The organism is Paenibacillus phytorum (genome assembly GCF_013141715.1).
GTDB lineage: Bacteria > Bacillota > Bacilli > Paenibacillales > NBRC-103111 > Paenibacillus_E > Paenibacillus_E phytorum.
Genome location: NZ_WHOA01000147.1, coordinates 119,693 through 146,267, shown reverse-complemented (window position 1 = coordinate 146,267; position 26,575 = coordinate 119,693). Strand labels below are relative to the sequence as shown.

At 44.3% G+C, this 26,575-nt stretch carries 31 protein-coding genes; 5 read left to right on the top strand and 26 right to left on the bottom strand.

What is annotated here, in order from left to right; genetic code table 11:
* Positions 1-295 precede the first annotated feature (295 nt).
* The 20 genes from GC098_RS22370 to GC098_RS22280 all read right to left on the bottom strand — a co-directional run bounded on the left by GC098_RS22370 (position 296) and on the right by GC098_RS22280 (position 15,899).
* Entirely contained in the window at positions 296-532 is a 237-nt protein-coding gene (locus GC098_RS22370) for a hypothetical protein (protein ID WP_171645426.1), read from the bottom strand.
* 314 nt (positions 533-846) lie between these two features.
* Entirely contained in the window at positions 847-1,599 is a 753-nt protein-coding gene (locus GC098_RS22365; RefSeq protein WP_171645425.1) for a YwmB family TATA-box binding protein, read from the bottom strand.
* Between the two features lie 65 nt (positions 1,600-1,664).
* Complete coding sequence (locus GC098_RS22360; protein WP_171645424.1) at positions 1,665-3,203, bottom strand: amino acid permease; 1,539 nt, start codon at positions 3,201-3,203, stop codon at positions 1,665-1,667.
* A gap of 52 nt (positions 3,204-3,255) precedes the next feature.
* Complete coding sequence (locus GC098_RS40905) at positions 3,256-3,384, bottom strand: hypothetical protein (RefSeq protein WP_261304047.1); 129 nt, start codon at positions 3,382-3,384, stop codon at positions 3,256-3,258.
* Positions 3,385-3,461: 77 nt separating this feature from the next.
* On the bottom strand, positions 3,462-4,394 hold the full coding sequence (gene eutC, locus GC098_RS22355) for an ethanolamine ammonia-lyase subunit EutC (RefSeq protein WP_171645423.1): 933 nt from the start codon (positions 4,392-4,394) through the stop codon (positions 3,462-3,464).
* Positions 4,395-4,452: 58 nt separating this feature from the next.
* Positions 4,453-5,814, bottom strand: a complete 1,362-nt coding sequence (locus tag GC098_RS22350) for an ethanolamine ammonia-lyase subunit EutB (RefSeq protein ID WP_171645422.1) — start codon at positions 5,812-5,814, stop codon at positions 4,453-4,455.
* Positions 5,811-7,292: an ethanolamine ammonia-lyase reactivating factor EutA gene (locus tag GC098_RS22345; protein ID WP_171645421.1), complete on the bottom strand. Its 1,482-nt coding sequence runs from the start codon at positions 7,290-7,292 to the stop codon at positions 5,811-5,813. The genes GC098_RS22350 and GC098_RS22345 overlap by 4 nt, the downstream gene beginning before the upstream one ends.
* Before the next feature lie 8 nt (positions 7,293-7,300).
* Entirely contained in the window at positions 7,301-7,903 is a 603-nt protein-coding gene (locus GC098_RS22340) for an ANTAR domain-containing response regulator (protein WP_171645420.1), read from the bottom strand.
* Between the two features lie 2 nt (positions 7,904-7,905).
* Positions 7,906-9,351 (bottom strand): sensor histidine kinase, encoded by a 1,446-nt coding sequence (locus GC098_RS22335; RefSeq protein ID WP_171645419.1) that lies wholly within the window; start codon positions 9,349-9,351, stop codon positions 7,906-7,908.
* Positions 9,352-9,377: 26 nt separating this feature from the next.
* The gene (locus GC098_RS22330; protein ID WP_171645418.1) at positions 9,378-9,818 is read right to left on the bottom strand and encodes a EutP/PduV family microcompartment system protein; all 441 of its coding nucleotides are present in this window, start codon (positions 9,816-9,818) and stop codon (positions 9,378-9,380) included.
* A gap of 4 nt (positions 9,819-9,822) precedes the next feature.
* On the bottom strand, positions 9,823-10,164 hold the full coding sequence (locus GC098_RS22325) for a BMC domain-containing protein (RefSeq protein ID WP_171645417.1): 342 nt from the start codon (positions 10,162-10,164) through the stop codon (positions 9,823-9,825).
* Positions 10,146-10,448, bottom strand: a complete 303-nt coding sequence (locus tag GC098_RS22320) for a EutN/CcmL family microcompartment protein (RefSeq protein WP_171645416.1) — start codon at positions 10,446-10,448, stop codon at positions 10,146-10,148. The genes GC098_RS22325 and GC098_RS22320 overlap by 19 nt, the downstream gene beginning before the upstream one ends.
* Positions 10,449-10,454: 6 nt before the next feature.
* On the bottom strand, positions 10,455-11,276 hold the full coding sequence (locus GC098_RS22315) for a hypothetical protein (protein WP_171645415.1): 822 nt from the start codon (positions 11,274-11,276) through the stop codon (positions 10,455-10,457).
* Entirely contained in the window at positions 11,277-12,071 is a 795-nt protein-coding gene (pduL, locus tag GC098_RS22310) for a phosphate propanoyltransferase (RefSeq protein WP_171645414.1), read from the bottom strand.
* 8 nt (positions 12,072-12,079) lie between these two features.
* Positions 12,080-12,367, bottom strand: coding sequence for a BMC domain-containing protein (locus GC098_RS22305; protein WP_047676490.1), 288 nt, complete (start codon positions 12,365-12,367; stop codon positions 12,080-12,082).
* An 18-nt stretch (positions 12,368-12,385) separates the two neighbouring features.
* Positions 12,386-13,873, bottom strand: a complete 1,488-nt coding sequence (locus tag GC098_RS22300) for an acetaldehyde dehydrogenase (acetylating) (protein WP_171645413.1) — start codon at positions 13,871-13,873, stop codon at positions 12,386-12,388.
* A 1-nt stretch (position 13,874) separates the two neighbouring features.
* Positions 13,875-14,375, bottom strand: a complete 501-nt coding sequence (locus GC098_RS40900; RefSeq protein WP_171645412.1) for a BMC domain-containing protein — start codon at positions 14,373-14,375, stop codon at positions 13,875-13,877.
* A gap of 21 nt (positions 14,376-14,396) precedes the next feature.
* The gene (gene eutL, locus GC098_RS22290; RefSeq protein ID WP_171645411.1) at positions 14,397-15,053 is read right to left on the bottom strand and encodes an ethanolamine utilization microcompartment protein EutL; all 657 of its coding nucleotides are present in this window, start codon (positions 15,051-15,053) and stop codon (positions 14,397-14,399) included.
* A gap of 202 nt (positions 15,054-15,255) precedes the next feature.
* The gene (locus tag GC098_RS22285; protein WP_216625378.1) at positions 15,256-15,645 is read right to left on the bottom strand and encodes an aspartyl protease family protein; all 390 of its coding nucleotides are present in this window, start codon (positions 15,643-15,645) and stop codon (positions 15,256-15,258) included.
* Positions 15,642-15,899 carry a hypothetical protein gene (locus tag GC098_RS22280; protein ID WP_171645410.1) on the bottom strand — a complete coding sequence of 86 codons (258 nt, stop codon included), beginning with the start codon at positions 15,897-15,899 and terminating at the stop codon, positions 15,642-15,644. The genes GC098_RS22285 and GC098_RS22280 overlap by 4 nt, the downstream gene beginning before the upstream one ends.
* A 312-nt stretch (positions 15,900-16,211) precedes the next feature.
* Here GC098_RS22280 and GC098_RS22275 point away from each other — a divergent pair, with 312 nt between their 5' ends.
* Positions 16,212-17,351 carry a Fic family protein gene (locus GC098_RS22275; protein ID WP_246358817.1) on the top strand — a complete coding sequence of 380 codons (1,140 nt, stop codon included), beginning with the start codon at positions 16,212-16,214 and terminating at the stop codon, positions 17,349-17,351.
* A 50-nt stretch (positions 17,352-17,401) separates the two neighbouring features.
* On the opposite strand, the gene GC098_RS22270 is transcribed toward GC098_RS22275, so the two are convergent.
* The 4 genes from GC098_RS22270 to GC098_RS22255 form a co-directional block, all read right to left on the bottom strand.
* A complete protein-coding gene (locus tag GC098_RS22270; protein WP_171645409.1) occupies positions 17,402-17,980 on the bottom strand; it encodes a DUF6155 family protein in 579 nt (192 codons plus the stop codon).
* 13 nt (positions 17,981-17,993) lie between these two features.
* On the bottom strand, positions 17,994-20,345 hold the full coding sequence (locus GC098_RS22265) for a sensor domain-containing protein (protein WP_171645408.1): 2,352 nt from the start codon (positions 20,343-20,345) through the stop codon (positions 17,994-17,996).
* Between the two features lies 1 nt (position 20,346).
* Positions 20,347-20,802, bottom strand: a complete 456-nt coding sequence (locus tag GC098_RS22260; RefSeq protein ID WP_171645407.1) for a DUF5317 domain-containing protein — start codon at positions 20,800-20,802, stop codon at positions 20,347-20,349.
* 422 nt (positions 20,803-21,224) lie between these two features.
* Entirely contained in the window at positions 21,225-21,614 is a 390-nt protein-coding gene (locus GC098_RS22255) for an iron chaperone (RefSeq protein WP_171645439.1), read from the bottom strand.
* A 290-nt stretch (positions 21,615-21,904) separates the two neighbouring features.
* On the opposite strand from GC098_RS22255, the gene GC098_RS22250 reads away from it, so the two are divergent.
* The gene (locus GC098_RS22250; protein ID WP_171645406.1) at positions 21,905-22,882 is read left to right on the top strand and encodes an aldo/keto reductase; all 978 of its coding nucleotides are present in this window, start codon (positions 21,905-21,907) and stop codon (positions 22,880-22,882) included.
* Between the two features lie 95 nt (positions 22,883-22,977).
* On the opposite strand, the gene GC098_RS22245 is transcribed toward GC098_RS22250, so the two are convergent.
* Positions 22,978-23,949: an aldo/keto reductase gene (locus GC098_RS22245; RefSeq protein ID WP_171645405.1), complete on the bottom strand. Its 972-nt coding sequence runs from the start codon at positions 23,947-23,949 to the stop codon at positions 22,978-22,980.
* A 336-nt stretch (positions 23,950-24,285) separates the two neighbouring features.
* Between GC098_RS22245 and GC098_RS22240 the strand changes: the two genes are divergently transcribed.
* From GC098_RS22240 to GC098_RS22230, 3 genes are all read left to right on the top strand, one after another.
* A complete protein-coding gene (locus GC098_RS22240) occupies positions 24,286-24,855 on the top strand; it encodes an FAD-dependent oxidoreductase (RefSeq protein ID WP_171645404.1) in 570 nt (189 codons plus the stop codon).
* A gap of 43 nt (positions 24,856-24,898) precedes the next feature.
* Positions 24,899-25,126 carry a DUF896 domain-containing protein gene (locus GC098_RS22235; protein WP_171645403.1) on the top strand — a complete coding sequence of 76 codons (228 nt, stop codon included), beginning with the start codon at positions 24,899-24,901 and terminating at the stop codon, positions 25,124-25,126.
* Between the two features lie 89 nt (positions 25,127-25,215).
* Positions 25,216-26,214 carry a type I glyceraldehyde-3-phosphate dehydrogenase gene (locus tag GC098_RS22230; protein ID WP_171645402.1) on the top strand — a complete coding sequence of 333 codons (999 nt, stop codon included), beginning with the start codon at positions 25,216-25,218 and terminating at the stop codon, positions 26,212-26,214.
* Between the two features lie 68 nt (positions 26,215-26,282).
* On the opposite strand, the gene GC098_RS40895 is transcribed toward GC098_RS22230, so the two are convergent.
* Positions 26,283-26,405: a hypothetical protein gene (locus GC098_RS40895; RefSeq protein WP_281367108.1), complete on the bottom strand. Its 123-nt coding sequence runs from the start codon at positions 26,403-26,405 to the stop codon at positions 26,283-26,285.
* Positions 26,406-26,575: the final 170 nt, after the last annotated feature.

Here is a 26,575-nt window from a genome sequence, read left to right as displayed (position 1 = left end):
ACTGATTTTTATTTTGCAACTAGTTTTTTTCTAGTTACTTTCACCAGCCTGTCTTGCGGCCGGATTGATAATATACCATGATTATTAATCGTATTGCAATGTTTTATTTTTCCAAATTACAAAAAGTTTCAAAGGTTGATTCTTACCTACTTTTATAACATCTCCCAACTAATAAATCATTATAACAAAAAACACATGCTGCTTAAGCACGTGTTCTTTATACTCACCTTTTTAAAAGCAATCGTCAAACCGATTAATGTTTAGTAATCCAAACACAAAGGCATTATAATTTTGGTCACTCAGCTGCTCTAGTTTCCATAATCCTTTCATGAACCACATAACTGTTGATAATGGCAGCTGCAAACGTTACCCGGTTGTTTCGAAAGAAGTGAAATAAAATACGAGCTTCCAGGGACTCTTCATCATATTGCGAAAAGTTAAAGAAATCGTCATCTCCCCATCCCTCACTACGGAGGCTTTCAATCGATTCTGCAATTATACTAGGGATGATCGGCTTGGTTATCGTTGTCATATTCCCACTCCTCGGAGTATATTCAGATACCGTTTATTCCCCGTTTTTGCCCACATCAGGAAACAATAGCGATTATTTATAATAACGGGATTATTGGATGGCAGGATCGGCTTCTTTTGATTGGATTTCTTCAGCATGTTAAGATCACCTCCTTGCTTACTTTCTTATGTACTTGTTATTCATTTGTATGTGTTACTCATTCTAACCAATCTATTAATCTATTAAACCTGAGATAACTATTAATTTTGATCCGACCCAAAAATAGAAGCAAACAAAAAAGGAGCAGCATTACACTGCACCTTAAGACTCTATTTTTAGTATTCCATTGTTATGATCGGGGTACCTACGGTTAGTCGCAGCTTGCCAGTCGTAGACTCTCGATGCAATGCAACCTGCAGATTCACCTTTTGGTTACCACTCTTAACAAAAGAATGGAACTCCTTAGATGCCAACGACGCGCTTACCGTATTCTGGTCCTTATAGCTTTCTACGATTTTGCCTTTAAAAGCTAGAGTTATTGAGTTTACCAGCTCTGTAGAACTCTTTTGACCAGACTGTTCTTGCTCATTTACATAACCTTGCACCATAACATTCCATAGGCCATTTATGCCAAGCTTCTTCAATTGTTCGCCCGCTTGCTCTTGCCACTTAACCAACTCCGACTGTTCAGCTTCATGAGAAGCGTCTAATCGCAAGACGACATAACAGGCAGATTGTCCCAGTGGACTTGCAACTGTTACAGTGACGACCGCTCCGGGTGCAACCTCAGATTTCGCTGTATAGGTCGGATGTGAATTGGATTCACTCAACACTTCAGCCTGAGAAATTCCAAAAGCTTGGGACAGTTTCTTCCCAGTTTGCAGCATATCCTGAGCTACACCATTGCACGTTCCGTAATTGCCTGTATATTTGAAGGTTATTTGATTCTCACTCATCATATACGGTTTAACTGTGTTCAATAACTGGAGCGCTTCTTGCTCACCATGCGCATCGGCATGACGAACCCACCCAAAAATAATGCTTATAATAGACATACAAATGATCGATAATAACCAAGATTTCTGCATATAAAAAGGCACCTCTTTATTAGAATCTTCAACTCTAGTAAAAGGATGCCCAAATCTAGCAGATGTTAAACAGAGGATGTTTTCTCAAGCTCTTTTTCCCGGCGTACGATCTCTTCCATGGAAGTGTTAAGTGCGGCCTGTGGCCCAGGGAAGTGATTTTTATAATAAGCTAAATCCATAATGATCAGAAGAATCAGCATCCCAGCTACGGCATAGCCAGCCATTTGATTCGGAGGAATCACCATGACGATGCAGATGAAGATGATCCACAGAAGCGCGACGACAGAAATGAACGAGCTGTATTTTCCGAGATTCCACGGTCCGAGATGCTTATCTTGAAATCTGCCTTCCGCTTTGGCTCTCAGCTTGAGATAGATCGGAATGCCGTAAGCCACATATAAGCCCACAACACTGACCGCAGTAAGGAATGCAATCGTCGTGTAAGTCGCATCCGGATTCACCATTTTGATGATGTAGTCGATGAATGCGAGCAGGAACGAAAGGATAATGGCCAGCCAAATGGCTTTGGCAGGTGTACGGTATTTCTTCGAAATTTGTGCCCATTGGTTGCTCATCGGCATCCCTTTATCACGAGAGAAGGCATACATCATGCGTGAGAAGGAAGTGATAGAAGCTAGACCGCAGAACCACATCGCGGCGGTGACCAGCCATAGAATGACAGATCCGAATGTACCGCCAAGCGCTTGGCTGATGACATAGATGAACGCATTGCTTGAACCGGCAGCAGCACCGGCATCCTTAATGGACAAGGTGACAAAAGCAAGCATAACGAATCCAATGACAAACGAATAGGCAACGGATGTGAAAATACCCCAAGGCGCACGCACACGAGGGTTAATGGTCTCTTCAATGGTATGAGCAGAGGCATCATATCCCGTAAATGTCCACTGAGCTTGCAAAAGACCGATTAGAAAAGCAAACATATACGGTTTATCCGAGAACGTTTCGCCCACTTTGAACAAATAATTGACAGGATTCAAGTTGCCTTTGGTGAAAAAGGCAAGTGACAATACCAGCACCGCCACCACAGCGATATGGTACCAAGCCGAGAAGTCGTTAAGCCTCGAAACGATACGAATCCCGATATGATTTAGAATGCCATGCGTAAGTAATATGATTGTGAAACAAATCAACACGGTTGTATTGCTGGATTCATACCCGAATACACTCGCGATGAGCGGGTCGGCGAAAAGTGCTACCGAGTAATCAATACCGGCTACAATCCCGATTTGACCGATTAGATTGATCCAGGCGGTGTACCAGCCCCAGCGTTTATTTTTCAAAATAGCCGCCCAGTGGTACAAAGCGCCAGCCGTCGGAATGGCCGAAGCAAGCTCAGCCATGACTGCGGCTACAAACATGACAAAAAGGGCGACAATCGGCCAGCCAAAGCCCATCATGCCTGCACCGCCATAGGTTAATCCGTGGCCGTATAACGATACAGCGCCAGTAAGAATAGAAATGATTGAGAATGAAATCGCAAAATTGGAAAATCCACCCATGCTGCGCAGCAGTTCTTGGGCATAACCGAACTTGTTTAAATCCCTTTTGTCTTTGTCATGATGATTGGAAGGGTTGCTCATCTTTGATCCTCCTCATCAGATAGATACGATTTGTACAAACAAGTCACACGTCTTATTTCCCTAGGAAACTTTCATGCTTGCTTTCATCGAATTCGCGAATGCTTTTGTTGGCGATTCTGACAATCCATAAAGCAAACAAACACGTTACCGCAATAATTACGATTCCAATCGTCAGTTCCATTCGGCCTCCACCTCCTTCTCCGGACCATTATAGAAAAGCTTCTTAACGAAGCACATTCTCAAGGTGAACATTGACGGTTAGATTTCCAAGTTGACACCGCTCGTCTTTTGTTCGAGCATTTTATTCACGATGGTGCCGATATGCGCGCCGCCTTCCAGTGGAGGGGTACCCCCGTGATGAATGTTGGAAATCACCGTGCGATCGCTCTCTACCGTGCCTTTACGCGGTTTATAGCAGATGTAAGCACTTAGCGATTTCGACGAAACAAGTCCAGGCCTTTCCCCGATCAAAAGCACAAGCACTTCCGGCTGCACAATTTCGCCGATGTGATCCATGACAGCGACCCTACCGCCACGGACGAAAAACGGAGTACCTGTGGATAACCCGTAAGCACTCAGCGAATCTAGCAATGAAGGATATACATCGCCCAAATTGGCGTCTACCGCATTGGCGCTAAGTCCATCCGAAACGACTATCTGCACCTGCGGCTTCATCTTGCACCTTTTTTGAATTTCCTCGATTCCTTCTTCGGTAACAATACGTCCCATATCGGGGCGTTTTAAATAGTTTTCCGTATTCTCGTACCGAGTTTCTACCGTAAACAAACCGAATTCGTCCAAAAGTGCCTGACTGGCTTCACCATATATGGAATCGACAGCAGCGGCATGGTCACGGCGAAATTTAAGCACCTCTTTGGTGAGCGCCCTCGTTCCCGTTCGCCATACGCCGATACGAGCCGGGGTACTGGCAAGCAGCTCATTCATCCCTTCCTCCCATTTGGGAGTCGGTACTTTAGAGGTGAATGTGTCTAATTCGGGGGCAGGGGCCAGTTCCGACACCATTGACACCTTTTCTAATCGGGTAGATCGCTGCGCTTCCTCATTAGCTAGGACAGGGTTCATAGAGTGATTGGCGACCGGATTATCAGCAGCTTTGGAAGCAGACATCTTCTTCTCAAGCTCTGCCATCACCATATCGACAAGCTGATCCATGGGGACAGCTTTGTTCATGTTAGTTCCTCCTTAAAGTTTTGCATCAGCAAAACTGGCTTCTTAAGCAGTATCTGAGCTACATAAAAAGGGTCGGATCTCCCGCCAACGGTGTTAATCGGCCATTTTCCATGATCCCCATTTTCACCAACCATTGTTCAAAAGCCGGGGCCGGACGCAGCCTCATCAATTCCCTCAAAGTGGCGATATCGTGATAACTGGTAGATTGGTAATTGAGCATGCAGTCATCTGCCATGGCCACACCGATCAGGTAATTGACGCCTGCAGCGGAAAGCAGCACCGCCAAATTGTCCATATCGTTCTGATCTGCCTTCATGTGGTTGGTGTAGCAAACATCTACGCCCATCGGCAGCTGCTGAAGCTTGCCCATGAAATGGTCTTCCAAACCGGCCCGAATGACTTGCTTGCTGTCATACAAATACTCAGGTCCGATGAAGCCCACAACCGTGTTGACGATAAATGGCTTATATTTTCGAGCAAGGCCATAACAGCGGGACTCGAGCGTGACCTGATCGATGCCGTGATGCGCTTCGGCTGACAATTCGGAGCCTTGGCCCGTTTCAAAATACCACAGATTCGGCCCCGTCCCTGTGCCTTCCCTGGCAATGAGGTCATCGGCTTCATCAAGCAGCGCAACATCGATGCCGAACGCTTTATTGCCGTTTTCCGTGCCGGACAAGCTTTGAAATACCATGTCGGCAGGAGCGCCTTGGCGGATAGCACGCATCTGGGTTTTGATATGTGCTAAGACACAATTCTGCGTCGGAATCTGCCACTTCTCCATCACTTCTTTGGTGACCTGCAAAATATTCTTGACGCTATCCGCTGAATCGATAACAGGGTTGATACCTATAACCGCGTCACCAATCCCATAGCTTAAAGCTTCATATAAAGCGGCCTTAATACCCTGAATATTGTCCGTAGGATGATTGGGTTGGGCCCGACCGGACAGCACTCCCTTTTGGCCAATCGTAATGTTGCAATGCGATGTGACTTCCATTTTGGATGCGGCTTGCACAAGATCAAGGTTGCTCATTAATTTGGCGGCAGCAGCCACCATCTCACTCGTTAAGCCACGAGAAAGTCTGCGAATTTCATCATTTCCCGTTTCTTGCCGCAGCAAGTACTCCCGCAGCTCAGCCACTGTCCAATTGCAAACCTCGGTATAGATCTTCTCGTTAATCCCTTCCTCGATTACCCGCGACACTTCATCGATTTCCGGCTGCAGCAGAGGATGATTGCGGATATCCGCCAGCGTCAAATCGGACAGAACCAGCTTGGCAGCAATCCGCTCCTTCGCATCCTGTGCGGAGATACCGGCCAACTGATCGCCTGATTTCTCCTCATTTGCCTTCGCCATGACTTCCTTTAAATTTTTAAATTGAAAGGTTGTACCAAGCAACGTAGTCTTCAGGTTCACTGACTCACCCCCTCCGCTCTGTTGTGAAATGCCAACGTTTTAACCACCACCGGAATCATGATTCCGGATATCGGCTCGCCCAAATCAATATAATCCCCATGCTCCACACGGATTTGATCGATGCAAATGACCTTCGGACGTTGTCCGCAGCGCTTAGCCAAGGACTGACCGAGCGCCTTCGCGATATCCGTTTCACAGATGACCACCATAGCTTCACTAGCAGGAAAATGGTGGTCAAAGCTTGCATGTAATCGATCAGCTAAGTGCTGAAGCGATGTGTACGTAAGGTCATTCATTCCTGACAACGCCAGCCCGAACGGAGGCGACTGATCCCGATCAAAGAGGCTTGCGCCGCTTTTCATGATCGCATTCAACGCATCCGCAAGCAGCTCAGTTTGCTTAAGGATCTGTGGTGTTAAATCGAGCCCCAGTACGGGCAGATTGCGGATCGGCAGCAGCGATGCATCCAAATGCACCGTAGCACCGCTGATTTCCGTACTCTGCATCCCTGCACCGATGACGGTCGCTCTGACCGTTTGATCCGCACGGATGAGTCGGATAGGATATTGGGCTGATAATTCCTTCCATGTGTGCGCCAGCAAAGGGCCAATATCATGATGCACCGTTGTATCCACCAGGCTTTCCGGTTTCTTTTCCTCCATCAACAGGCCGATCCCTCCGGATACCATCCATTCTCCAATGGGAGGCATTGATGCAAGCGGCTTGCCGTTCAGCAAGGAACGAAGTGATTCATCATGCTCAGGAATGATCTGCCCGGCTAAATAATCCATCATGCAGTGGCACATTCCCATGCAGATTTCTTTTATGAGAGTAAAGCTAACCGTGTCGCCAGCCTTAATGTTATATCCGCTAGTCCTCAGCCACGGACGAATCGATGGTGATACGTCTATAACGGTTCCTGTTGGATCCATCTGGATGAGCCTGCCACCAACGTGAAAGGTGACCGTTCCAATCAGCTTGCCTCTTTGAAAAATAGCCGCATTCGCTGTACCTCCGCCAATATCGATATTGGCGACTGCGCCTCGAATCTGCATGGAGCGACGCTCTGCACCGGCGCCTTTGCCAGCAAGCAGCCCTTCTAGATCAGCACCTGCCGTTGCTACAACGAAATCGCCCGAGCGTTCGGCGAGTAGATGCAGGATATGTCTCGCGTTTGTTTTATTCGCCGTTTCTCCGGTAATGATTACGGCTCCGGATTTCAAATCCGCCGGACGGATCCCTGCTTGCTCGTACTCTTTGGTCACGATTTCCCAGATACGTTCCGCATTGATTTCATCGCCGTTATTCAGCGGTGTGCTGTGAATCGGACTCGCGTACAGCAATTCCCGCTCCGCGATCTCAAATCGAGGCAAGCTGAGAACACCCGACGAGCGTACTAATTTCAAACGGCTAATCACCATTTTGGTCGTACTCGTTCCGATATCTAGGCCGACACTTGTGATCCACTGGTTATGCATTTCTCCGTTCACCCGTCCTGTGCCACGCTAGTTAATGCCTCAATCCCATCAGCGATAACACCTGCCGCCAGCTTCGAAAGAGGAATACGAGTAGTCATGCTCACTTCACGCATTTTCTTGTAGGCTTCCTCCTCATTTAAGGAGTATGCCTGCATCACGATGCCTTTCGCTTTTTCGATCACTTTGCGCTCTTCGATGGATTGCTTTAACTGCTTGATATCCTGTTTCAGTGAATCCATCTTTTCTTTTTGACTCAAAGCAATTTCAACAGCGGGTAGCAAGTCTTCCTCTGACACCGGCTTGACCAAAAAAGCGGCCACCCCCGCCTCACGGGCATCCTTCACTAATTCTTTCTGGCTGTATGCGGTAAGCAGTAAAACGGAGGTATCCTGCTGCAGCTTGCGTATAATTTGGGACGCTTTGATACCGTTCATGACCGGCATTTTAATATCCATGATGGCTAGGTCCGGCTTTAATTTGGCAACGAGTTCTACCGCTTCCTCGCCATTTTTGGCTTCTCCTGCGACCCAATATCCGCCCTCTTCCAGCATTTCGCGTATATCCATACGAATGATCGGATCATCATCCACAACAACGATGGCGTTTTTCATGGCTATTCGTCCTCCTTGTACTGCGCTTTGGAAAGCGGAAAAGTGATTAGAACGTCCGTACCCCGTTCATCTGAAGTTATGTTAATGACACCGCTGAGATTTTCCTCCACAAGTGTCTCTGTGATTTTCAAGCCAAGATGACCTTTCCTGTCTGAATGTTTTGCCGCTACGAATCCGACACCATTGTCAGATACACGGACACAGACGATAGTGCCATTACATTGCAGGGAAATTTCGATTTCCCCCGTACGTCTCTCCCCAAAAGCATGCAGCACACAGTTCTGGACAAGCTCATTGACGACAAGAGCAAGCGTCGTGGCAACGTCGGACTGCAAAATAAGCTCATCCCCTGAAATTCTCGGGTAAATGTTCAGATCTGGCTTGGAAGAGGATGAAATAATGTTCTTCGTAATACGGTCCACCACATCATTGAAATGGATCGTTTCAAGTCCTTCAAAGGCAAGCATTTCATGAATGACGGCAATGCTGTTAATGCGGTTGATACTATCGCGATAGACTCTCTCCACTTCTTCAAGCTTGGTTCTTCGCATCTGCAAGCGGAGTAGACTGGATACGGTCTGCAAATTATTTTTCACACGATGATGAATTTCTTTAATAACTGCGGATTTGATCACCAACTGCTTCTCTTTTTCTTTAATATCCGAGATGTCGCGAATGAGAATAATGCCGCCAACCTCTCGCTGGTCCCGGTAGATGGACATGGCTTTTAGATCAAAGGAAACATGCCCGATTTGAAGCTCCTGATGAATGAGTCCTTTGTGCCCAATGAGAGAGCTCCCTTCCAATCTGCCATAAAACAACTGGGCAATCGGGTAACCGTTCATCACGCCGACATGGCCGATCTCCTTCAACATTTCAGCTGCTCGTGGATTGGTATAGGTCACACACTCTTTGTCATCAAATAAAACAATGCCTTCGTGCATTAGCGACTGCATACTGCCCTCAGACATCGCCACAGTAAGCAGCGTTTCGCTCAGCTGTTCCGTTGTCTCCATTAATCTCGTCACATTTTTCTCCTGCTCGAGCTTTTCGGAGATGTCCTTTTCCATGATCAATGCGCCAATGACATTGCCGCCTTTTGACCGAATCGGCACGACATTCTGCTGAATAGCAATCTGCTCCTGTGAGATGCCTCTCGATCCGATCACGGATTGCCCGGAAAGCAAACAAAACATCACGGCAGGCTCATTTTGCGCAAAAGCATATTGTCCGACGACGGATGTCTTATACAGGGATGGGGCTGAGGATGGGTGTGCCTCGGCAACCACAAGCGCTGAACCCTTGTCTGCGAGCGGGCAGTCAATAAATACATCCGATTCCGACACATCGGCTAACAATTGCAGCTGAGCAGCCATCTCCATGATCGCCTGGGCTTCTTCCTCGCTTAAAATCGTGTGATTCCTGCACAATTCCATGATCGATGCCACCATGAATCCCTCATTACGTCGTGGATTTACTCCTGTACAATCTCCATAAGTCTTTCTTTCAGCCGTTGAATTCCCACTGTGGATGCAGCCGATGTCAAAAAGATTTCGCCTTCAGGCAATGCCTGTCTAAGAAGGGTAATAGCTCGATCAATGTCTGCCTTCGGGTGATCAATTTTCGTTACTACCCCAATCGTTAATACAGGAAACCCCTGTTCAAATCCGGGAGGAAAATAGTTTCTGTTCCGAGCAGCATCCTGCACAAGCACAACGGCTGCAGTCTCATGAGAGGTCGCTATTAGGGAGCGATAATACATTGGATTTTCGCTGTATTCACCGGGCGTATCAATGATCCAGTCCCGATAGATGAGACTTTGAGTTTTGGTCGCCCGCTCCGATTCCCCGAACAGGGCTTTAATTAACGTTGATTTTCCAGCACCGACAGCGCCGATCATCATCACTTTTTTCATAAATTCAAGACCTCGTTATCGGTGCAGTCGCAAATTTTAGCTTATCCTGCAAAAAAGCATTCACAGCCTCAATCGCCATTTCCACAGCGGCTACTTCCCCCGTAAGCACGAGCGAACCGGTGAACCGATCCAAATACCCAATGCCCACACTAGCCGCTTTGGTCGCAATATCTGCAGCAATGATCGCCGTTTCCGTGGGGGTAAGCGTTAAAATTCCGATCGCATTCCTTTCTTCAATGCCGAGCTTCGTATACAAAACCGGGTCAGGATTGGCAATCACATGAGCTAGTGTCAGTTGTTTGCCGGGCACATATTCCTGAATCACCCTCATCTTCTGCTCTTCCATACGTCCTCCTCGGTTTCTTGAGCGACCTCATAACTATCTACAATGCCTACAATCATTGCATCGATAGGAACCATTTTATCCGTGAACAAGGTTCTGGCCGGACTCCCTCTGGATACGATCACGTTCTCGCCAACACCTGCTCCAATACGGTCTGCGGCAATCATCGGAGTGCCCGCTTCGCTGTCTTTGAAATCCATCGGCTGGATCACTAATAATTTCAAATTGTCCATGCCCACTTCTTTTTGCGTAGCCCATACACTGCCGATTACTTTTCCTAAAAACATAGGACCTCACCCTTCAGCCACATATTCGATCGTGATGCCTTTCTCCTTCAGCATATCTTGGGCCAGTGATGAAATGATCGTTCTCTTGCCAATTCGCAGTGAGCGAAGAGATTTACTTTTGGATTCCCGCGCCACCCAATCCGCCGAGATAAGCCTTCCTTCATAAACGATGTGCCCTCTATCCTCGGTGCGTTCGTCTTTTTTTACAGAGTTTCCCGCTTCCTCGACTTCAGAATCCGAATTGATTTTTTTCACAACCATTTCAGCCAGCTGCTTCAACGGACCAAATTCAACGCCATACATTTGCAGTTCCATTTTGTAATAATCAAAAAGGTTGGCATAAGACTTAGGCAGTGTTATTGTCTTGAGCGTCCGTCGGTCCGCCCGCTTCAACCCGGAAATATCATCGCCGATGAGTACAAATTTATTCTGAACCAACGTGGAAAAGATGATTTCCGATATGATGGTCCCTTTCATGCCAAGAGCGGCCCTTGCCGCATTATCAAGATCAATTTCCGGGATCACGATGCCCTCATATTCGAGAGGCACCTCTAGAGGAGACGGCGCGAATTCGTCGGATGCAATCGTTTTTTCACGACCGCCGCATTCGATTTGGTGCTTCCCCAGCCAAGAAGAAGCTTCTCCATCCAGGAACAAAATATCATGATTAACCTGGTGATTATTTAACCATATAAAATGATCCGTAAAAGCCTCATGAGCCGTACTGTCGTAAAAAATGTAAAGCACCTTAGGTCGCTTGACCGCTTGCTTCTCCAATGAGCCAATGAGCTCACGAACAATAGATTCGACCATTTGCTTGATCTCCACTTAGAGCTGCCTCCTTTCGGCGCGCGTGATTTCACCGTTTTTTCCGATCATCTGAACCTGGTCACCCGTGTTTAGACGGGCAGCATTCGCTTCATCCAAGTCAATATGAAAATCGAGCGAAAAATGCGCGCTAACCCTCGCGATCGTATCAGCAAAAATAATCGGCCGCTCCCCCATGGCTTGGACAATGAGGCGATCTCCTTCGTTGACCTGAAAGGTTTGGGCATCTTCTGGAGACATGTGCACATGATTTTTGGCAATGATCAGTCCCTGCTGCAAAACGACCGTTCCGCTCGCACCGACGAGTGTAATACTTGGTGTGCCTTGAATATCACCGGATAACCGGATCGGGGGATGAACGCCCAGCTCAAATCCGTCTGTACGCGAGATCTCCACTTGGGTCGCTCCACGTGAAGGACCAAGAATGCGTACATGTTGGATGATCCCTCTCGGACCAACCAGTGTCACGGTTTCGCGCGCAGCGAACTGACCTTTTTGAGAAAGCTCACGAAGAGGAGTTAGAGTGTAACCGCCGCCGAACAACACTTCAACATGCTCGGGAGAGAGGTGAACATGCCGGTTTGAAACGCCGACTGGAATGAGTTTGAGCCCAATGTCCTCGCTTCCGGGAAGGATCGTTGACTCGGATGGAGTCACACGCCGCAGAGAAATTCCTCTATCTTTCAAAAAGTCAGCGGCTGCCGGCGTCAGCTTATCCCCGTCCGTTATCGGGAACGGATTCGGCAGGCCTTTTACCAGTTGCGTACGCAGATGCGTTTCTGTAATAAGCGTCATAGACGTTTTTAACCTTCGAGCTTAGGAAGAATGAACTCAATGTCGGAATGCGGTCGAGGAATGACGTGAACAGAGACAAGCTCTCCCACTTTTTCCGCAGCTGCAGCACCAGCATCCGTGGCCGCCTTTACAGCGCCAACATCTCCTCTGACCATGACCGTTACAAGTCCTCCGCCAACATGAACTTTACCGACCAATCTCACATTCGCTGCCTTGACCATGGCGTCTGCCGCTTCAATTGAACCTACCAAGCCTTTCGTTTCCACTAAACCTAAAGCTGCCATTTCTCCTGCCATTTGAATTTCCTCCTCCGGTTATGTATGCAATTGCATTTCGGACAGCACGCTTTTAATGATCTGCGCAACTTCATCACGCGTAATACCGAGCTTATTAGAGCTTTCTAAACTTTCCGCCACTAGCGCTACAACACGGTTCGTATCGGACTCCGTCGGCATCTCTTTTATGCCAAAAGCAACACGTTTGATGTTCAGTAAATGCTGTGGTCCAATGTTATCGGATGTGATGTTATTGCCGTAGGAACCACACCCCAGCGTCATCGATGGCATAATCCCCGTCGTTGCACCGATTCCCCCAAACGTAGTGCCTGTATTCACCACAATGCGCGATGCTGGTTTCTCTAGCCCGAACGCTTCAATGATCGACAAGTCCTCGCCATGTATGCCGAGTGTATGTCCAAGTCCTCCAAGCTCCAACAAATCGATGCAGCGTTGACAGCCTTCTTGCCAGTCACTCACGGTATATAAAGCAAGCACAGGACTGAGTTTCTCCATGGAAAATGGATACGCATGTCCTACCTCCGACTCTTCCGCGACCAGTACCCTCGTATCCTCCGGGACAGTCATGCCAGCCTTGCCCGCAATCACTTGCGGAGAACGGCCAACCACATTCGGGTTCATCCCTTTTCCAATGGTGAGGATCGAGCCGACCTTTTCTTTTTCCTCCGTGTTCAAAAAGTGAGCCCCTTGCCGCTTCAATTCCGCGACCAGCTCATCTTTTACCGCTTGATCGACGACAAGCGCTTGTTCCGAAGCGCATATCGTTCCGTAGTCGAACGTTTTGCTTTGCAGAATTAGGCGCACAGCTCGTGGAATATTCGCACTCTGATGTATATAAACTGGCACGTTACCTGGTCCGACACCGTATGCGGGCTTGCCAGAGCTGTAAGCGGCCTTGACCATTGCGGTTCCGCCCGTTGCCAAAATAATATCGGTCAGCTTATGCCTCATTAGTTCGCCGCTCGCCTCAAGGGACGGAACCGATAGACAATGAATCAGCCCGGGCGGGGCCCCTGACTTCTCCGCCGCAGCACGCATAACGGCTGAAGACTCCTGCGAACAACGCAGTGCTGATGGATGAGGACTAATCACGATGGCGTTTCTTGATTTAAGTGCAATCATGCATTTGAACAAGACCGTCGATGTCGGGTTCGTTGAAGGTATAATGGCAGCAACAATACCGACTGGTTGAGCGATTTCCCAGACTTGCTTGTTATCATCTTTGCGGATGATACCGACCGTTTGCATATCCTTGATCGCGGAGTAGACGTCCCTCGCAACGAAGAGGTTCTTCGCCTTTTTATCAGCGACTTTTCCGAAGCCCGTCTCTTCTACGGCCATTGCACCCAGCCGCTCTGCCTCTGACTCCGCCGCTTCTGCCATGGCTGCTACGATCGTATCTATTTGCGACTGTGTCATTTTCTCCAGTTTTTTTTGTGCTGCCTTCGCCTCTTGAAGGAAATGGCGGACCTCCTGGATCGCTTGTAAATCGCTATCTAGCTTCATGTTATCGGCTCTCCCCCTCCATCCCCGTGAAAAGTCTTACCAATTCGGCTTTGCTAACCAATTGGATATCGCGACCGGTTATAGGGAATCGGGGTGTATTATGCGCAAGCTCTCTGAGCTGCGCTACGGTCATTTTGCTCCAATTCGGCGCACTCACCTCCGGCGTCGCGATAACCTTAATGAGCTCCTCCTTCGGTGAATCTTTGGGCTGGTTTTTGGCCCAAGCCTCCTGAATCATCGCGTGTACTGAAGGATCTGGTCGCGGTATAACATGTGTGGATAACAGCTTGCCCACTCTCTTCGCTTCTGCCGCACCTGCATCCACGGCAGCTTTGACCGCTGCAACATCGCCAAGAATATAGATCGTTACGATACCGGCATCCACTTTTTCATAAGTCGTTACCTTCACATCCGCCGTTTTGGCTGCAGCGTCTGCGGCTGCAATCAATGCAGGTAGACCATAAGTTTCGATCATGCCCAAAGACATTAATCTTCCATCCATTTGTAAACCACCCGCTTCTTTTTACCCTATTTTCTTAGGTTCTCGAGCAATGCTTCGAACGGCCTCCGCGAACGCCTCCGCTGCTGCCGTACAAGCAGATTGACTGCCTGTCAACAATCCTCCCGCAAAGTTCGTCTCCGTCGGCGGACCATAAAACTTGCACATGCGTACATCGGCCGCCTTCAGTGCGGCATCGAGTGCGAAAACGGCTTCAAGTGGCGGAGCAATCAAATAGGCAAGAGGCTCTCCTTCTTGAATTTCCGCCAATGTGGACAGATAAGAACCGGTTCTGGAGACAACATGAGCATAGTAAGCATGCGTTCCCTCGTCGTTGAGGGCGTAAAAACAAGCTCCAGTCTCCATCACTTGGATAGCAGCATCTAGCCCGCTTCTCACTTCGGCAGGCGATGCACCGCCTATAATCCCTATAAATTCTCCTGATAGCGGTCCAGAAGCATGCCCTGATCCCGCATAAAATGAACGAGCATACACCACTTCTACTGCTGCATTCTTCGTTGCTTCATCGATAGCGGTGTAACCAACATCATCGATGCTGGACGTTAACAGACCGAGGCTGCGAATGCCCGGCTTCAATTCCAACTGAAGTGCCAAGCCGGCATCCACATTAGGGATGATCCTAACAGCAAGCGGAATGGCTCGAATTGGTTGTTGTTTCACTCCTTTCACCTCTTCGCCCGAATGAATGAAAACAAAAAGGTGCCCAGGTGCAGAGAACGACGTGTCGTTCTTGGACCTAAGGCACCTTTGCCTGCTATTTATGCTTTTGATTATGGATATGCGGGTTGTACAAGGAATATTCCTTTTTTACTTCTTACTCGATTTTCGACAAAGAAACCCCATCCGTAGATACGGACAGGGTTCATGCAATCTCAACATTCATGTTTTTGAAGTCTACCTTCAAACCAACTGCTGTCATAAAGTCTATACCTAATATACCATCAAACCCATATGGATCCCTTGTCATTCCTAATTGAAGTTTAAACGACGGAAGAATAATGGTTCCAATTTGTAAGTTTTCTACCAGTTGTTCATAACATAACTCACTTGCACCGCCTACGCCATACATCCTTTTGGCCGTCCCATTTATTAAGTCAAGGTAAAGCCCGATGTTCGCCAGTAAATCTGTATCAAAAATTGTAGAAGCACACCCAGTATCAAACAATACATTTCTCAATTCAATTGTTTTCTCTTGGTAGGTATACGAAAATGAAACTATTGGAAGACCATTCTCAAGTCTAAGTCCTATCATGATCTTCTAATTCCTGTAAAGTATTCTTCAATAACTTCAATTTCTTGTTTACTTGTATGAAAAACATAAAACTCTCGTTCCGGGCTTTCCTTATGGTGAAGCTTATAACCTTCCCAAGCACTCATTGGGTTATCATATTCTTCTACTACTGTCATTTCTTCAATAGTACGTAAGCGATTCTTTGAAACTGCTTTAATTGCTTCTACTAAAACAAATCTACTGGGGTAATGGCTGCAAATTTCAGACCATTTCATATCACACTGCCCCTTCCAAATCAGTTTTATTTAGTATAACATACATTTACAATTCCATACCGTGGTAGCCCATTGTTCGATAACCATTCACTTTTTTTCTAAATATGCTCATGAGAAACGGTACCAAGCGCCATCTACTTTTCATCTTCGATCAAAGAAGCAAGGCAGATAGTGCGCCAAGACATATATCAAATCAACTAAGCTAGTTTATCTGTATTTAAATGTGTACATAATAAGTGTAATTGAATATAATAATTATTAGCATAAACCCTTGTTATATAAGCATTTTTAAGTGTAAAGGAGTGATGTAAAATGACATACACTTTTTCATCTGAACATTTCATGTATGATGGGAATCGGTTGGTTTATCGACCTAATTTTAATCCCTTCGACTACGAAATTCAGCAGCTTATTCTTGAAGCAGAAAGAAATATTGGTGCACTGGCAAGGTTGGGGCTAAAAAGTCACCCGCTAAAACCGAACATTCTGCGGAATTCATTAGTTAAGACCGCACATTTTACAACTAAAATAGAACAAAACAAATTAGAATACAAAGAAGTTGAAAAGCTCTATCAAGATTACAAAACGAATCCATTAACCATTAAACAGAAAGCACAACTTGAAGTGAGAAATGTGTTTGAGGCGTATGAGTTTATCTATGAACTAGACCCCTTTAAAGATTTCTCAGACATGGATGAGCTTATTTTTAAAAAATTACAACAATTACTCATGAAAGATTTAACCGGGTATCCAGAGGGCTACAGGCAAATTCCTGTTGCACTTCGAGACGGCGATGGAAACATTAGTTATCAGCCTCCCGCTTTTAATCAGGTCCCTCATTTGATGAATGCGTTCTTCTCTTGGTTATATACTAGTGTAACAGGATGTATGAGTGCCTATGATTCTGAAATCATTCAAGAGAAAAAGCTTCATCCACTTTTAATATCGGGCATTACCCATCATTTGATCGGATACGTTCATCCATTTCCTGATGGAAACGGACGGACAGCTCGGGCATATTCGACCTTAGTAGGACTAATTCATAACGATCTCTCTAAAATCAAAGATGCATTTAGTGTTGAAGAATATTTCGACAAACGAATAGAAGATTATTATGATACTCTAATGATGGCAACACAAGGCGACCTAAAGCCCTTCCTCATTTTTTACCTTGAGTGTGTCAATGCATCGCTTACAAGAGTTCTTAATGAACTTCAAAGGTATGACAAAATTAAATACATGCGAGAGATACTTGGGAAGGGCCACGCAAGGACGATGTTTGAACTAATAGCTAGAATGGAAGATGGCGCGGTTTTTCATAGGCAGCTATTCGACGATACATTAGATGCATCCTCATCAAGTATTGCTAAGAATTTATCAAAACTGAAAGATTTAGGGGTAATAAAACCTGGTGAAAATCGGGGAGAATATATGATCTCTATCGTTGATTAAGATTCAAAAGGAGATACGTCACAAGACGTATCTCCTTTTATCTGTAATACCTACTCAATATCATCTTCATAGTCGGCTGCAAACTCGTAAAACATTCCAGCTAGTTGATCATGGAAGCCCCAACCCATTCCATCTGTATTCCGAACAATCCCCTTAAGCCTGTCGCGAAAGAGATGATACAATCCGCTACCACTATCTGTTCTGATTTTATTTAAAGCATTTTGATACATAGACTCCATACTATAATAAAATGGTTCATCGATATCTCCGTAACTGCTAGTAAAACTCACACCCAGTTCTACATAATAGATCATCAACTCTATCGTTCTCGCTTGATTGTTGCAAAGCTTGCTGAATTCAGAAATAGCCTTTTTCGCTTCCGCCAATTTAAGCTTTGGATGGCCGCGGTCAGGGAAAAACTGGTGCGAAATTTTCTTTTCGGCTTCATCAAATAATTGATTTTCTGTACTTTCAGGCTCTAGCATCATATGAATATAGCTCTTTACATCGCTACTTGATTTATAACAATCGATAATGATAGAGACTAGCTCTTCAGGCTTATACGTTTTTAATTGTTTCTTAAGCTCCGGTATTGAAATCTTGGTCATCGTAACTTTCTTTCCTTTCATTATCCTGTTTCAACTACAATTCCATCTTTTTTGGTAGAAGCCAAACCCGCTCAATAAACTCCCCTGCCGACAAAGGTTTACTAACCAAATACCCTTGAACGCCATCACAACCTTGCTCACGCAAGTAAGAAAGCTGTTCACTCGATTCGACTCCTTCGGCGATTACTTTCATGTTTAAGCTATGAGCCAATTTGATAATACCACTTATGATCAATTCGTCTTTTGGAGACATGTTTAAGTTATCGATAAAAGACTTGTCCATTTTCAAATAATCGAATGAAAAATGCTTCAAATAACTAAGCGAAGAATAACCCACTCCAAAATCATCGATGGAAATAGATATACCGAGCTCTTTTATTTCTTCAAGCACCTTCATCGTATGTTGGGTATTCTGCAGCAGCATACTCTCCGTTATCTCAATTTCAAGCCACTGAGGATCTAGCTCCGTTTCCCGCAAAATTTGCCCAATCGTACGGACTAAATGCTCATTTTGCAATTGAATAGAGGAAAGATTAACCGACATAACAATAGGTGGAAACCCTGCATCCTGCCAAGCTTTATTCTGCCTACACGCTATCCTTAACACCCATTCCCCGATGGGCAGGATCAATCCACTCTCCTCAGCGATCGGAATGAACTGAACAGGTGACATTTGTCCCAATTCTTGATTTTCCCATCGAATGAGTGCCTCTACACCGTTAATTTTATCAGAAGTCAAATCGATCTTCGGTTGAAAATGCAAATAAAACTCTTCGCGCTCAATCGCTTTGTGCAAATTAGAATGTATCTTGTGCTTAGCTTCATTAAGCTTTTGAATACTTTTCGAATATACGCTGTAGGTGTTTCCACCGGATTCTTTGGCCCGATACATAGAGGCATCTGCATTTTTGATTAACGTTTCCACATCGGTCCCATGATCAGGATATATACAGATTCCTATACTTGTTGTTATATATAACTCTCTATTGTGTAAATAAAAAGGTTCAGCTAATGCTTGTAAGATCGTATCGGCAACTGGTATGACCTCATCTGCATGACTTAGATTTGGAAAAATAATCGTAAATTCATCGCCCCCCAGCCTAGAAACGATAGATCCTTCCGGAACAGATTGGATAATGCGTTTGGATACATCAACTAATAGAAGATCACCTGTATGATGCCCCAGCGTATCATTTACTTGTTTGAATTTATCTAGATCAAGAAACATTAATCCGGCTAAGGAGTTGTTATGAGCTTTTTCCAATGTCTCCGCCATGCACTCTTGAAAGTTGCTTCGGTTCGGCAGCCCGGTTATTTCATCGAAGTAAGCCATTCTATGAATAATCTGTTCGGCTTGCTTCTGCTCGGTAATATCCTTAGCAATTCCATAGACCCCAACAATTTGATCGTTCACTACCGTTGGACCACAAGTTATGAACAGATCACGGTCAGACCCTTCTTTCGTAGAAAAGCCCATTGTAAATTGTTGTGGATTTCCCAGCAGCGCTTGTTCTATATGATGTATAGCTTCTTGTTTCCCTGTTGAAGTCACATATTCGAATAAATTAACGTCCAATATAGACTCCGGGGAATAGCCAAGTAATTTTTCCAACATCGGGTTAACACTCGTAATTTTTCCAGATAGATCTAATGTAAAAACAATATCTGGATTACGGTCAAATAAAGACTGGTAACGTTGTTTGGCTTCTTCAATTTTATCAATATGCTTGTTATAGGCTGAGATTAGGAAGTTAATCAAAAGTAAAAGAAAAGCTGCAATGATAACCTCGGTAAGTAGATCACTCAAATTTGTTTGTTTCAGAAGATGATATAATAAAATTGAAACTACTGATAAAGAAACTTGTACTCTAACAATCTTAATAATTGACACCTTATTAAAAAAAGGAGCTTTGTTTACAAATTTCATGATTCCCGCACGTATTATTAAGTTAACGTTATCAAAAACAAAGGTAATACAAATAACTTGAATGATCAGTGGTAGCTGGTTTGTAAACGGCAGAATCGCTGCTCCACACACCATGCTTATAAAATACATCCCTAAAGTTGAAAATAACCGATACCAGTTAATCTTATAAAATGGTTTGGTGGCTAACAAAAAAAACATTATCGCACTTACAAGAATAGGAACCGTACTTGCTGAGATTCCCATAGAATACATTAAATAAAGAATTCCTAACGTTGAACCATTATACAAAAGTAATCCATTAGGCATTTTAATTGGAAATATATCAACAATTATTGTAAAGACGCAAATAAGAATTATAGATTTCCAATCTCTATTAGATTCAAGAAATTCCATACAAACATATGTAGTGTAAATTCCAGTTAAGAATAATATCAGAGTGTATAGATTTTTATCCTTCATGCTACTCCCTCTTTGCAGTGGTTCCTAATAGAAATCGAATAAAACCGATACCTACAAAAACATCTCCCATACTTATCACATGTTTGAAGAAAGGAATCCAATCTCCCAACCACCAAAAATTAGATGTATTCATTAGTTGATGTCGGGGATCGTCTGTATCAAAAGCAGAACCATTATACCCAGACATCATCAGAGCTTTTTCAGATACTGGCATTAAACCACCGTGTATACTAATTGTTAATAAATTAAGCACAGCCCCAAAACATATAAAAATAACTCCTGGTAAATGCCTGTTCATCCATAAGCCTACGATCATTATTGCAAATGAGAGTTCAAGTAGAATAGGATAATCGCGCCCCGTTCTATGACTCAACCAATAAATAAAAATTTGAAACGCAAAGGTACCGATCAGTAAATAAGGCATTCTGAAAGCTGCAAAGGAATCAACAATTGTCAATAAATTGCGTCTCAGGATTATACAAAGTAGAAGGCCTGCAAGTATAAAGTAAATCATATATGTTCATATTCATTCCTTTATATAAAAGTGAAAGGAACTAGGTTTCTCCTAGCTCCTTTTTTGGGATTAAGGCCCCCAAGGTATTGATACAACGGATGAATAAACCATAGCTACCAAAACCAGAGTCATAAGTATCCAATTCTTCCAATTTTTCATTGCATTTCCTCCCCTTTGTTTGAAAAGAATATCTATTCATATGGAAAAATCCATTAAAGAAATTATACTTTTAATGGGTTTTTTATACAATGAAATTATTCAAAATATTCAAAAATTCGCTATAATAAGACATTCGACATCCTAAGCAAAGAAAGAGGCTACCCATGTATTTACAAGGAAGGTCCCTAGGTATTTATATCCTACAATTACTTCGACTTTTTCAATTTACCCTCTGCTTTCCTAAAATTCTCAGCCACTCTATATTTAACAATCCTACTTATTAAATCATAAGGAAGCGGCTTATCTATTGGAAATTGCACGGAACCCTTTGCTCCTTTATATCTGGACAACTCATCTTTAAAAGCTTCAATTCCGCTAGCCGCTGGATAAAATCCGATATGATTTTTATAAGCAGCGAAATGAACTAAGTTCCCATGTAAAGCAAACGTGGGCATTTGATAACTTATCTTTTCCTCTGCACCTGGAGCCGACTCTTTGATAACTTCTCTTAATCTGGTAAGTATCTCCTGAACCTCCGGTGGGAATATAGAAATATATGCATCAATAGACTCATAAGTAATTTTATTTCCGTCCATGACTTCTCCCTTCATAGGCACCAATTTAGTAGTCTTATTATATCATCTTTGCCTGAAAGTATAGTCAATCACACCCTCACGTCACACAAAGAGTGGCTAACAAGCAATTTTTCACCTTAGGTTAGTTAATAACTTCGACTATAGCTAATCACATAAAGCTCATATACTGTAAACATTTTCACTACTTTCAATGACATAGGAACTTCTATAGAATATAAAATGTCATCACGTACAAACACTCAAAAAATTTAGTTTCTACTAAAATCAAGAGGAATGTGGGAGGATGAATCATGAAGTATTCGTATTTAGGGAAATCCGGATTAAAGGTCAGTCAGTTATGTTTAGGAACGATGAACTTTGGACCGGAAACCGAGGAAAAAGAAGCTTTTAAAATTATGGATACCGCACTAGACGCGGGAATCAATTTTTTCGATACAGCTAACGTCTACGGCGGAGTTGAAAAAAGAGGATGGACAGAAGAAATCATCGGACGCTGGTTCAAGCAAGGCGGAGGTCGTAGAGAGAAAGTCATTCTTGCGACGAAAGCCTATGGGGATATGAATGATCCCAATGATGGACCGAATGCTGAACGAGGATTATCGGCGTACAAAATCAGACGTCATCTGGAAGCATCGCTGAAAAGACTGCAGACGGACCATATTGAGCTTTATCAAATGCATCATATCGACCGCAATGTAACTTGGGATGAGTTGTGGGGAGTGTTTGAATCCGTTGTGAACCAAGGAACTGTTGACTATATCGGGTCCAGCAACTTTGCAGGGTGGCATATTGCCTGTGCCCAAGCTGAGGCCAAAGCCCGTCATTTCCTAGGTTTAATCTCTGAGCAGCACATGTACAATCTACTTGCCAGATTGCCTGAGCTGGAAGTGCTTCCCGCTGCTGAGAAGCTCGGTCTTGGTGTCATTCCATGGAGTCCTCTTGCCGGAGGATTGCTGGGCCGCAACGCCTTGGCAGGCACAGGTGCCCGGAGTACGCGTTCCGCTGAGCGGATCGAGAAGCATCGGAGCCAGTTGGAGCAATTTTCAGCGCTTTGCAAAGAAATAGATGAAAAAGAAGACGTTGTCGCCTTGGCCTGGGTATTGTCGCATTCGGCCGTTACCTCACCAATTATCGGACCGAGAACAATCGAGCAGCTCCAAGATTCGTTACGCGTACCAGAAGTCACACTGAGTGAAGATACGTTAAAAAAGTTGGATGAAATTTTCCCCGGACCCGGAAAACCAGCTCCGGAAGCTTACGCTTGGTAGACCGACAAACAGGCATAAAAAGGCGGCAAATCCCCTAGAGGACTTGCCGCTTTTTCAACTCCATAAACCCTTACTCTTGCTCCATCAGCTTCCAATCAACCTCTATAGAAATCCCGAATCCAGCGATGCGGCTTCAGCTTCTCAACTTGTTCCTTTGTTAATCCCTGCCCGTCTCCGACCCGCATATTATACTCAACATTACGAACTGAGCGCATACCCGGAATTACCGTTGATACAGCAGGATGGCTGAGCACGTACCGCAGTGCCGTTTCCGGCATCTTCTCAATGGAAATATCAAGATCGGAAGCGATCTTCTGAACGCGGTCATACACCTCTTGTTTGCGCTCACCTCGGAAATAGTTATTGCGGAAATCACCTTCACTGAACGTCGTACCAGGTGTAATTCGCCCCGTCAGCCCGCCTTCATCCAGCGAAACTCTGACAATAACACCGACATTATGCTCCGCACAGGCAGGAAGCAGTTGATCTTCGGGGCTTTGATCGAAAATGTTATAAATGACCTGTACCGTATCAACAAGCCCAGATTCAATCAACTTGATGGCGTTGTTGGGTTGATGATCATTTATCGATATGCCAAAATGGCGGATTTTGCCTTGCTCTTTAAGTTTGCGGATCCCTTCCAGCCAATCTCCTTGACCCACCCACTCGTCTGACCAGACATGAAACTGCTGCACATCGATCGAATCCAAGCCCAGATTTCGCAGACTTTGCTCTGTACTAGAAATAACATGCTCCGCTGTAAACGCCTCTTCTACAGGCACCCCGTCTCGAGCAGGCCATTGTCTGTTTATAGGAGGGATTTTGGTAGCAACATAAATCGGCTTATCGTGGGCCTTTACAACCTGCCCGACAAGTCTTTCACTGTGGCCGTCTCCATAGCCCAAAGCCGTATCGATAAAGTTCAGCCCCAGCTCAATTGAACGATTCAGCGCATCAATCGATTCGTCGTCAGATGCACCAATCCAAGCCGTTTTGCCGATTCCCCATGCACCATACCCGATTTCCGATATCTGTAATCCCGTTTTTCCAAGAGTTCTATAGTTCATTCTCAGCCCTCCATCCATAAACTGTTTGCTTTCATTGCTATTATACAGGGAAACAAAAATCTTCATAAGAACTGAAAAAGTTGTCAGTTAGTAACATCAGAGTAAGTAGCGAAATTCCTCATCCTTTTCCTGATGATAATTGGCTCCTTCTTGCTGTCCATAAATGGCAAATCGAAACAATAAAATACATATTGACTTTTCACTTTATGAAGCATATTATTATCTCATAACTAAGAGTCTTAATTTAAAGATATTTTCTTGCATAAAAAAAAGTATAGCTTACCCAAGTATTGACGCAAAGAATATTAATTTTACACATTCGAAGGAGTTGTTGATATGTACGATATCGCAGTGATTGGCGCAGGTCCCGCAGGAGCAAGTGCAGCATTATTTGCAGCAAAAGCAGAAAAGAACACTTTACTCATCCATAATGATAAAAGCATGACAAAACGGGCGTGGCTTGAAAATTATTATGGTATTGAAGAAATTTCCGGCCCTGATCTTATAGATATCGGGAAGAAACAGGCAGTTAAATTTGGCGCCGCAGTGAAGGATGAGAAGGTTCAAAATATTGTTAAAATAGATGCAGGTTTTCGCATTGAAACCAATATCGGACAATATGAAGCTAAATATATCATTATTGCTACAGGAGCTTTAACAGAGCTTGCGGAACATTTGGGCTTGAAAACAAAACCAGCAACCGAACCGCGAATTAAGACGGTCATTGATGTTGATACACATGGTCAAACAAGTTTGGATGGTATTTGGGCAGCAGGTACAGCAGCTGGCGTTAGCGTCCATGCCATCATCACCGCTGGTGACGGGGCTAGAGTGGCAATAAATGTCATTAGCGAAATAAATGGGGAAAGATACGTTGATCATGATATTTTAAAAACTTCCGAATAAAAATTTACCAGCTTTACGCAAATCATAAAAGGAGTGGTCCACTATGCTTACCATTTTAAATAAAATTAATATGCTTTCAAGAAAAGAGAAAGAAATCGGATTAACTGAGATTGAAAAAACAGAACAAGCCAATCTGCGTAAAGAATATCTTCAAATATTTCGTGGTTCAATAGATAGCTTGCTCTTGAATTCTACAATTATTGATCCGAACGGAGATAATGTTACCCCTGAAAGATTAAGAAAAGAACAAGCCAAAATAGCTGTAAAATAAATGCTTCCTGAGTGCTAGGTACCAAAATATGCTAAAATTGAGGCGTACCCGTAAGGAATTCATATTTCTCATTCAATGGAGGTTAAACCATGGGCAAAATAGGAATATTTGGATTTGGGCGTATTGGCAGACAGTTATTAAGAGTAGCTTTACAGGATCAACTATTTGTTCCCGTGTCCATCTCTGATATTAAAGACGCAGCAACACTTGCCGCTCTGTTTGAAGTTGATACCAACTATAAGCGCTGGCACGAAGCCGTATCGGCACAAGAAGGTAGTATGGTAATAGGTGGACGCGAAATTCAGTTTATCGATTCATCAAAGGAAGTCCCTAATTGGAAAGGATTAGATGTAGATCTGGTAATTGACTGTACAGGCCGAGCTGTCACCCGAGCTGTTGCTAAGGTCCATTTGGATCGCGGGGCAAATAGAGTATTAGTTAGTGGGCCTAGCAAGAGCCTTGAAGATTGTGATGCTGTATTGCTGAAAGGGATAAATTTGGATAGTTTTGATCCGGAAAAGCATAAAATTATTAGTATGGCGAGTTGTACGACCAACGCATTGGCTCCAGTGGTCAAAATAGTCAAAGAAAACTTCGGGATTAAGTATGGTCTCTTCTCCACCGTCCATTCGTACACAAACACCCAGTCGCTAACTGATCAGCCTATGAAGGATCGCCGAGATTCGTGGGCTGCAGCTGAGAATATCATTCCTTCTTCATCAGGAGCTGCAAGAGCCCTTAAATTTATCTGGAATGATTTGCAGATTACCGGAAAGGCATACCGGATTCCAACGCGCACCGGAAGTATTGCTGAATTAAACCTTGTGACGGAAAAGCCATGTACGGTACAGCAGGTAAATGATATTTTCCGCAGTGCTGCCACAGATGGTCAATTGAAGGGAGTTCTTGATGTTCTGGAAGGTGAATGGGCATCATCTCGTATCGTAGGCGACCCCCACTCCTCCATCATTGACCTTCCTTTGACCCAACTGCAGGGTGAAATCCTATCCGTTGCAACTTGGTACGATAATGAATGGGGTTACGCTTCGCGATTAGCAGAAGTTGCGGCTTTTCTGGTTAATAAGTAAAATCGCTACCTTTGAATAAGTAGGATCGCCTCCGTTTATATAGAGGTGATCCTACCTCAACTCGAGAATTAATTATACGACAACCATACGGTATTACCCACAACCTCTTCCCCTGCATGGTAGCCGGATTGCAATTCACTTAATATCGTTTGGAACTCTTGATCGAATGGTCTTTTCGTAATCGTAGGCATTATAAAACTCCTTTTCACTTGTCGCTAACGGAAGTATAACATATATCTACACCACATCCTTTATGTTGGTTAATAGTGTTAACTATAGCTAATCATGTATAGTGGTTCGAGTGAAAGCAAGAAAACCTAGAAGCAACAACTTCTAGGTTTTTGTTTTAATATTTATTTAC

Excerpts from the sequence above, each read along its gene's own strand:
- GC098_RS22245 (WP_171645405.1), bottom strand. The coding sequence starts at position 23,949 with ATGAACTATAGAACTCTTGGAAAAACGGGATTACAGATATCGGAAATC.
- GC098_RS22255 (WP_171645439.1), bottom strand. The coding sequence starts at position 21,614 with ATGGACGGAAATAAAATTACTTATGAGTCTATTGATGCATATATTTCT.
- GC098_RS22345 (WP_171645421.1), bottom strand. The coding sequence starts at position 7,292 with ATGCATAACCAGTGGATCACAAGTGTCGGCCTAGATATCGGAACGAGT.
- GC098_RS40895 (WP_281367108.1), bottom strand. The coding sequence starts at position 26,405 with ATGCCTACGATTACGAAAAGACCATTCGATCAAGAGTTCCAAACGATA.
- GC098_RS22280 (WP_171645410.1), bottom strand. The coding sequence starts at position 15,899 with ATGAAATGGTCTGAAATTTGCAGCCATTACCCCAGTAGATTTGTTTTA.
- GC098_RS22230 (WP_171645402.1), top strand. The coding sequence starts at position 25,216 with ATGGGCAAAATAGGAATATTTGGATTTGGGCGTATTGGCAGACAGTTA.
- GC098_RS22240 (WP_171645404.1), top strand. The coding sequence starts at position 24,286 with ATGTACGATATCGCAGTGATTGGCGCAGGTCCCGCAGGAGCAAGTGCA.
- GC098_RS22340 (WP_171645420.1), bottom strand. The coding sequence starts at position 7,903 with ATGAAAAACGCCATCGTTGTTGTGGATGATGATCCGATCATTCGTATG.
- GC098_RS22300 (WP_171645413.1), bottom strand. The coding sequence starts at position 13,873 with ATGAAGCTAGATAGCGATTTACAAGCGATCCAGGAGGTCCGCCATTTC.
- GC098_RS22275 (WP_246358817.1), top strand. The coding sequence starts at position 16,212 with ATGACATACACTTTTTCATCTGAACATTTCATGTATGATGGGAATCGG.
- GC098_RS22365 (WP_171645425.1), bottom strand. The coding sequence starts at position 1,599 with ATGCAGAAATCTTGGTTATTATCGATCATTTGTATGTCTATTATAAGC.
- pduL (WP_171645414.1), bottom strand. The coding sequence starts at position 12,071 with ATGACGCTTATTACAGAAACGCATCTGCGTACGCAACTGGTAAAAGGC.
- eutC (WP_171645423.1), bottom strand. The coding sequence starts at position 4,394 with ATGAACAAAGCTGTCCCCATGGATCAGCTTGTCGATATGGTGATGGCA.
- GC098_RS40900 (WP_171645412.1), bottom strand. The coding sequence starts at position 14,375 with ATGGATGGAAGATTAATGTCTTTGGGCATGATCGAAACTTATGGTCTA.
- GC098_RS22325 (WP_171645417.1), bottom strand. The coding sequence starts at position 10,164 with ATGGAAGAGCAGAAGATGAGGGTGATTCAGGAATATGTGCCCGGCAAA.
- GC098_RS22250 (WP_171645406.1), top strand. The coding sequence starts at position 21,905 with ATGAAGTATTCGTATTTAGGGAAATCCGGATTAAAGGTCAGTCAGTTA.
- GC098_RS22265 (WP_171645408.1), bottom strand. The coding sequence starts at position 20,345 with ATGAAGGATAAAAATCTATACACTCTGATATTATTCTTAACTGGAATT.
- GC098_RS22360 (WP_171645424.1), bottom strand. The coding sequence starts at position 3,203 with ATGAGCAACCCTTCCAATCATCATGACAAAGACAAAAGGGATTTAAAC.
- GC098_RS40905 (WP_261304047.1), bottom strand. The coding sequence starts at position 3,384 with ATGGAACTGACGATTGGAATCGTAATTATTGCGGTAACGTGTTTGTTT.
- GC098_RS22370 (WP_171645426.1), bottom strand. The coding sequence starts at position 532 with ATGACAACGATAACCAAGCCGATCATCCCTAGTATAATTGCAGAATCG.
- GC098_RS22305 (WP_047676490.1), bottom strand. The coding sequence starts at position 12,367 with ATGGCAGGAGAAATGGCAGCTTTAGGTTTAGTGGAAACGAAAGGCTTG.
- GC098_RS22270 (WP_171645409.1), bottom strand. The coding sequence starts at position 17,980 with ATGAAAGGAAAGAAAGTTACGATGACCAAGATTTCAATACCGGAGCTT.
- GC098_RS22320 (WP_171645416.1), bottom strand. The coding sequence starts at position 10,448 with ATGTTTTTAGGAAAAGTAATCGGCAGTGTATGGGCTACGCAAAAAGAA.
- GC098_RS22285 (WP_216625378.1), bottom strand. The coding sequence starts at position 15,645 with ATGATAGGACTTAGACTTGAGAATGGTCTTCCAATAGTTTCATTTTCG.
- GC098_RS22330 (WP_171645418.1), bottom strand. The coding sequence starts at position 9,818 with ATGAAAAAAGTGATGATGATCGGCGCTGTCGGTGCTGGAAAATCAACG.
- GC098_RS22235 (WP_171645403.1), top strand. The coding sequence starts at position 24,899 with ATGCTTACCATTTTAAATAAAATTAATATGCTTTCAAGAAAAGAGAAA.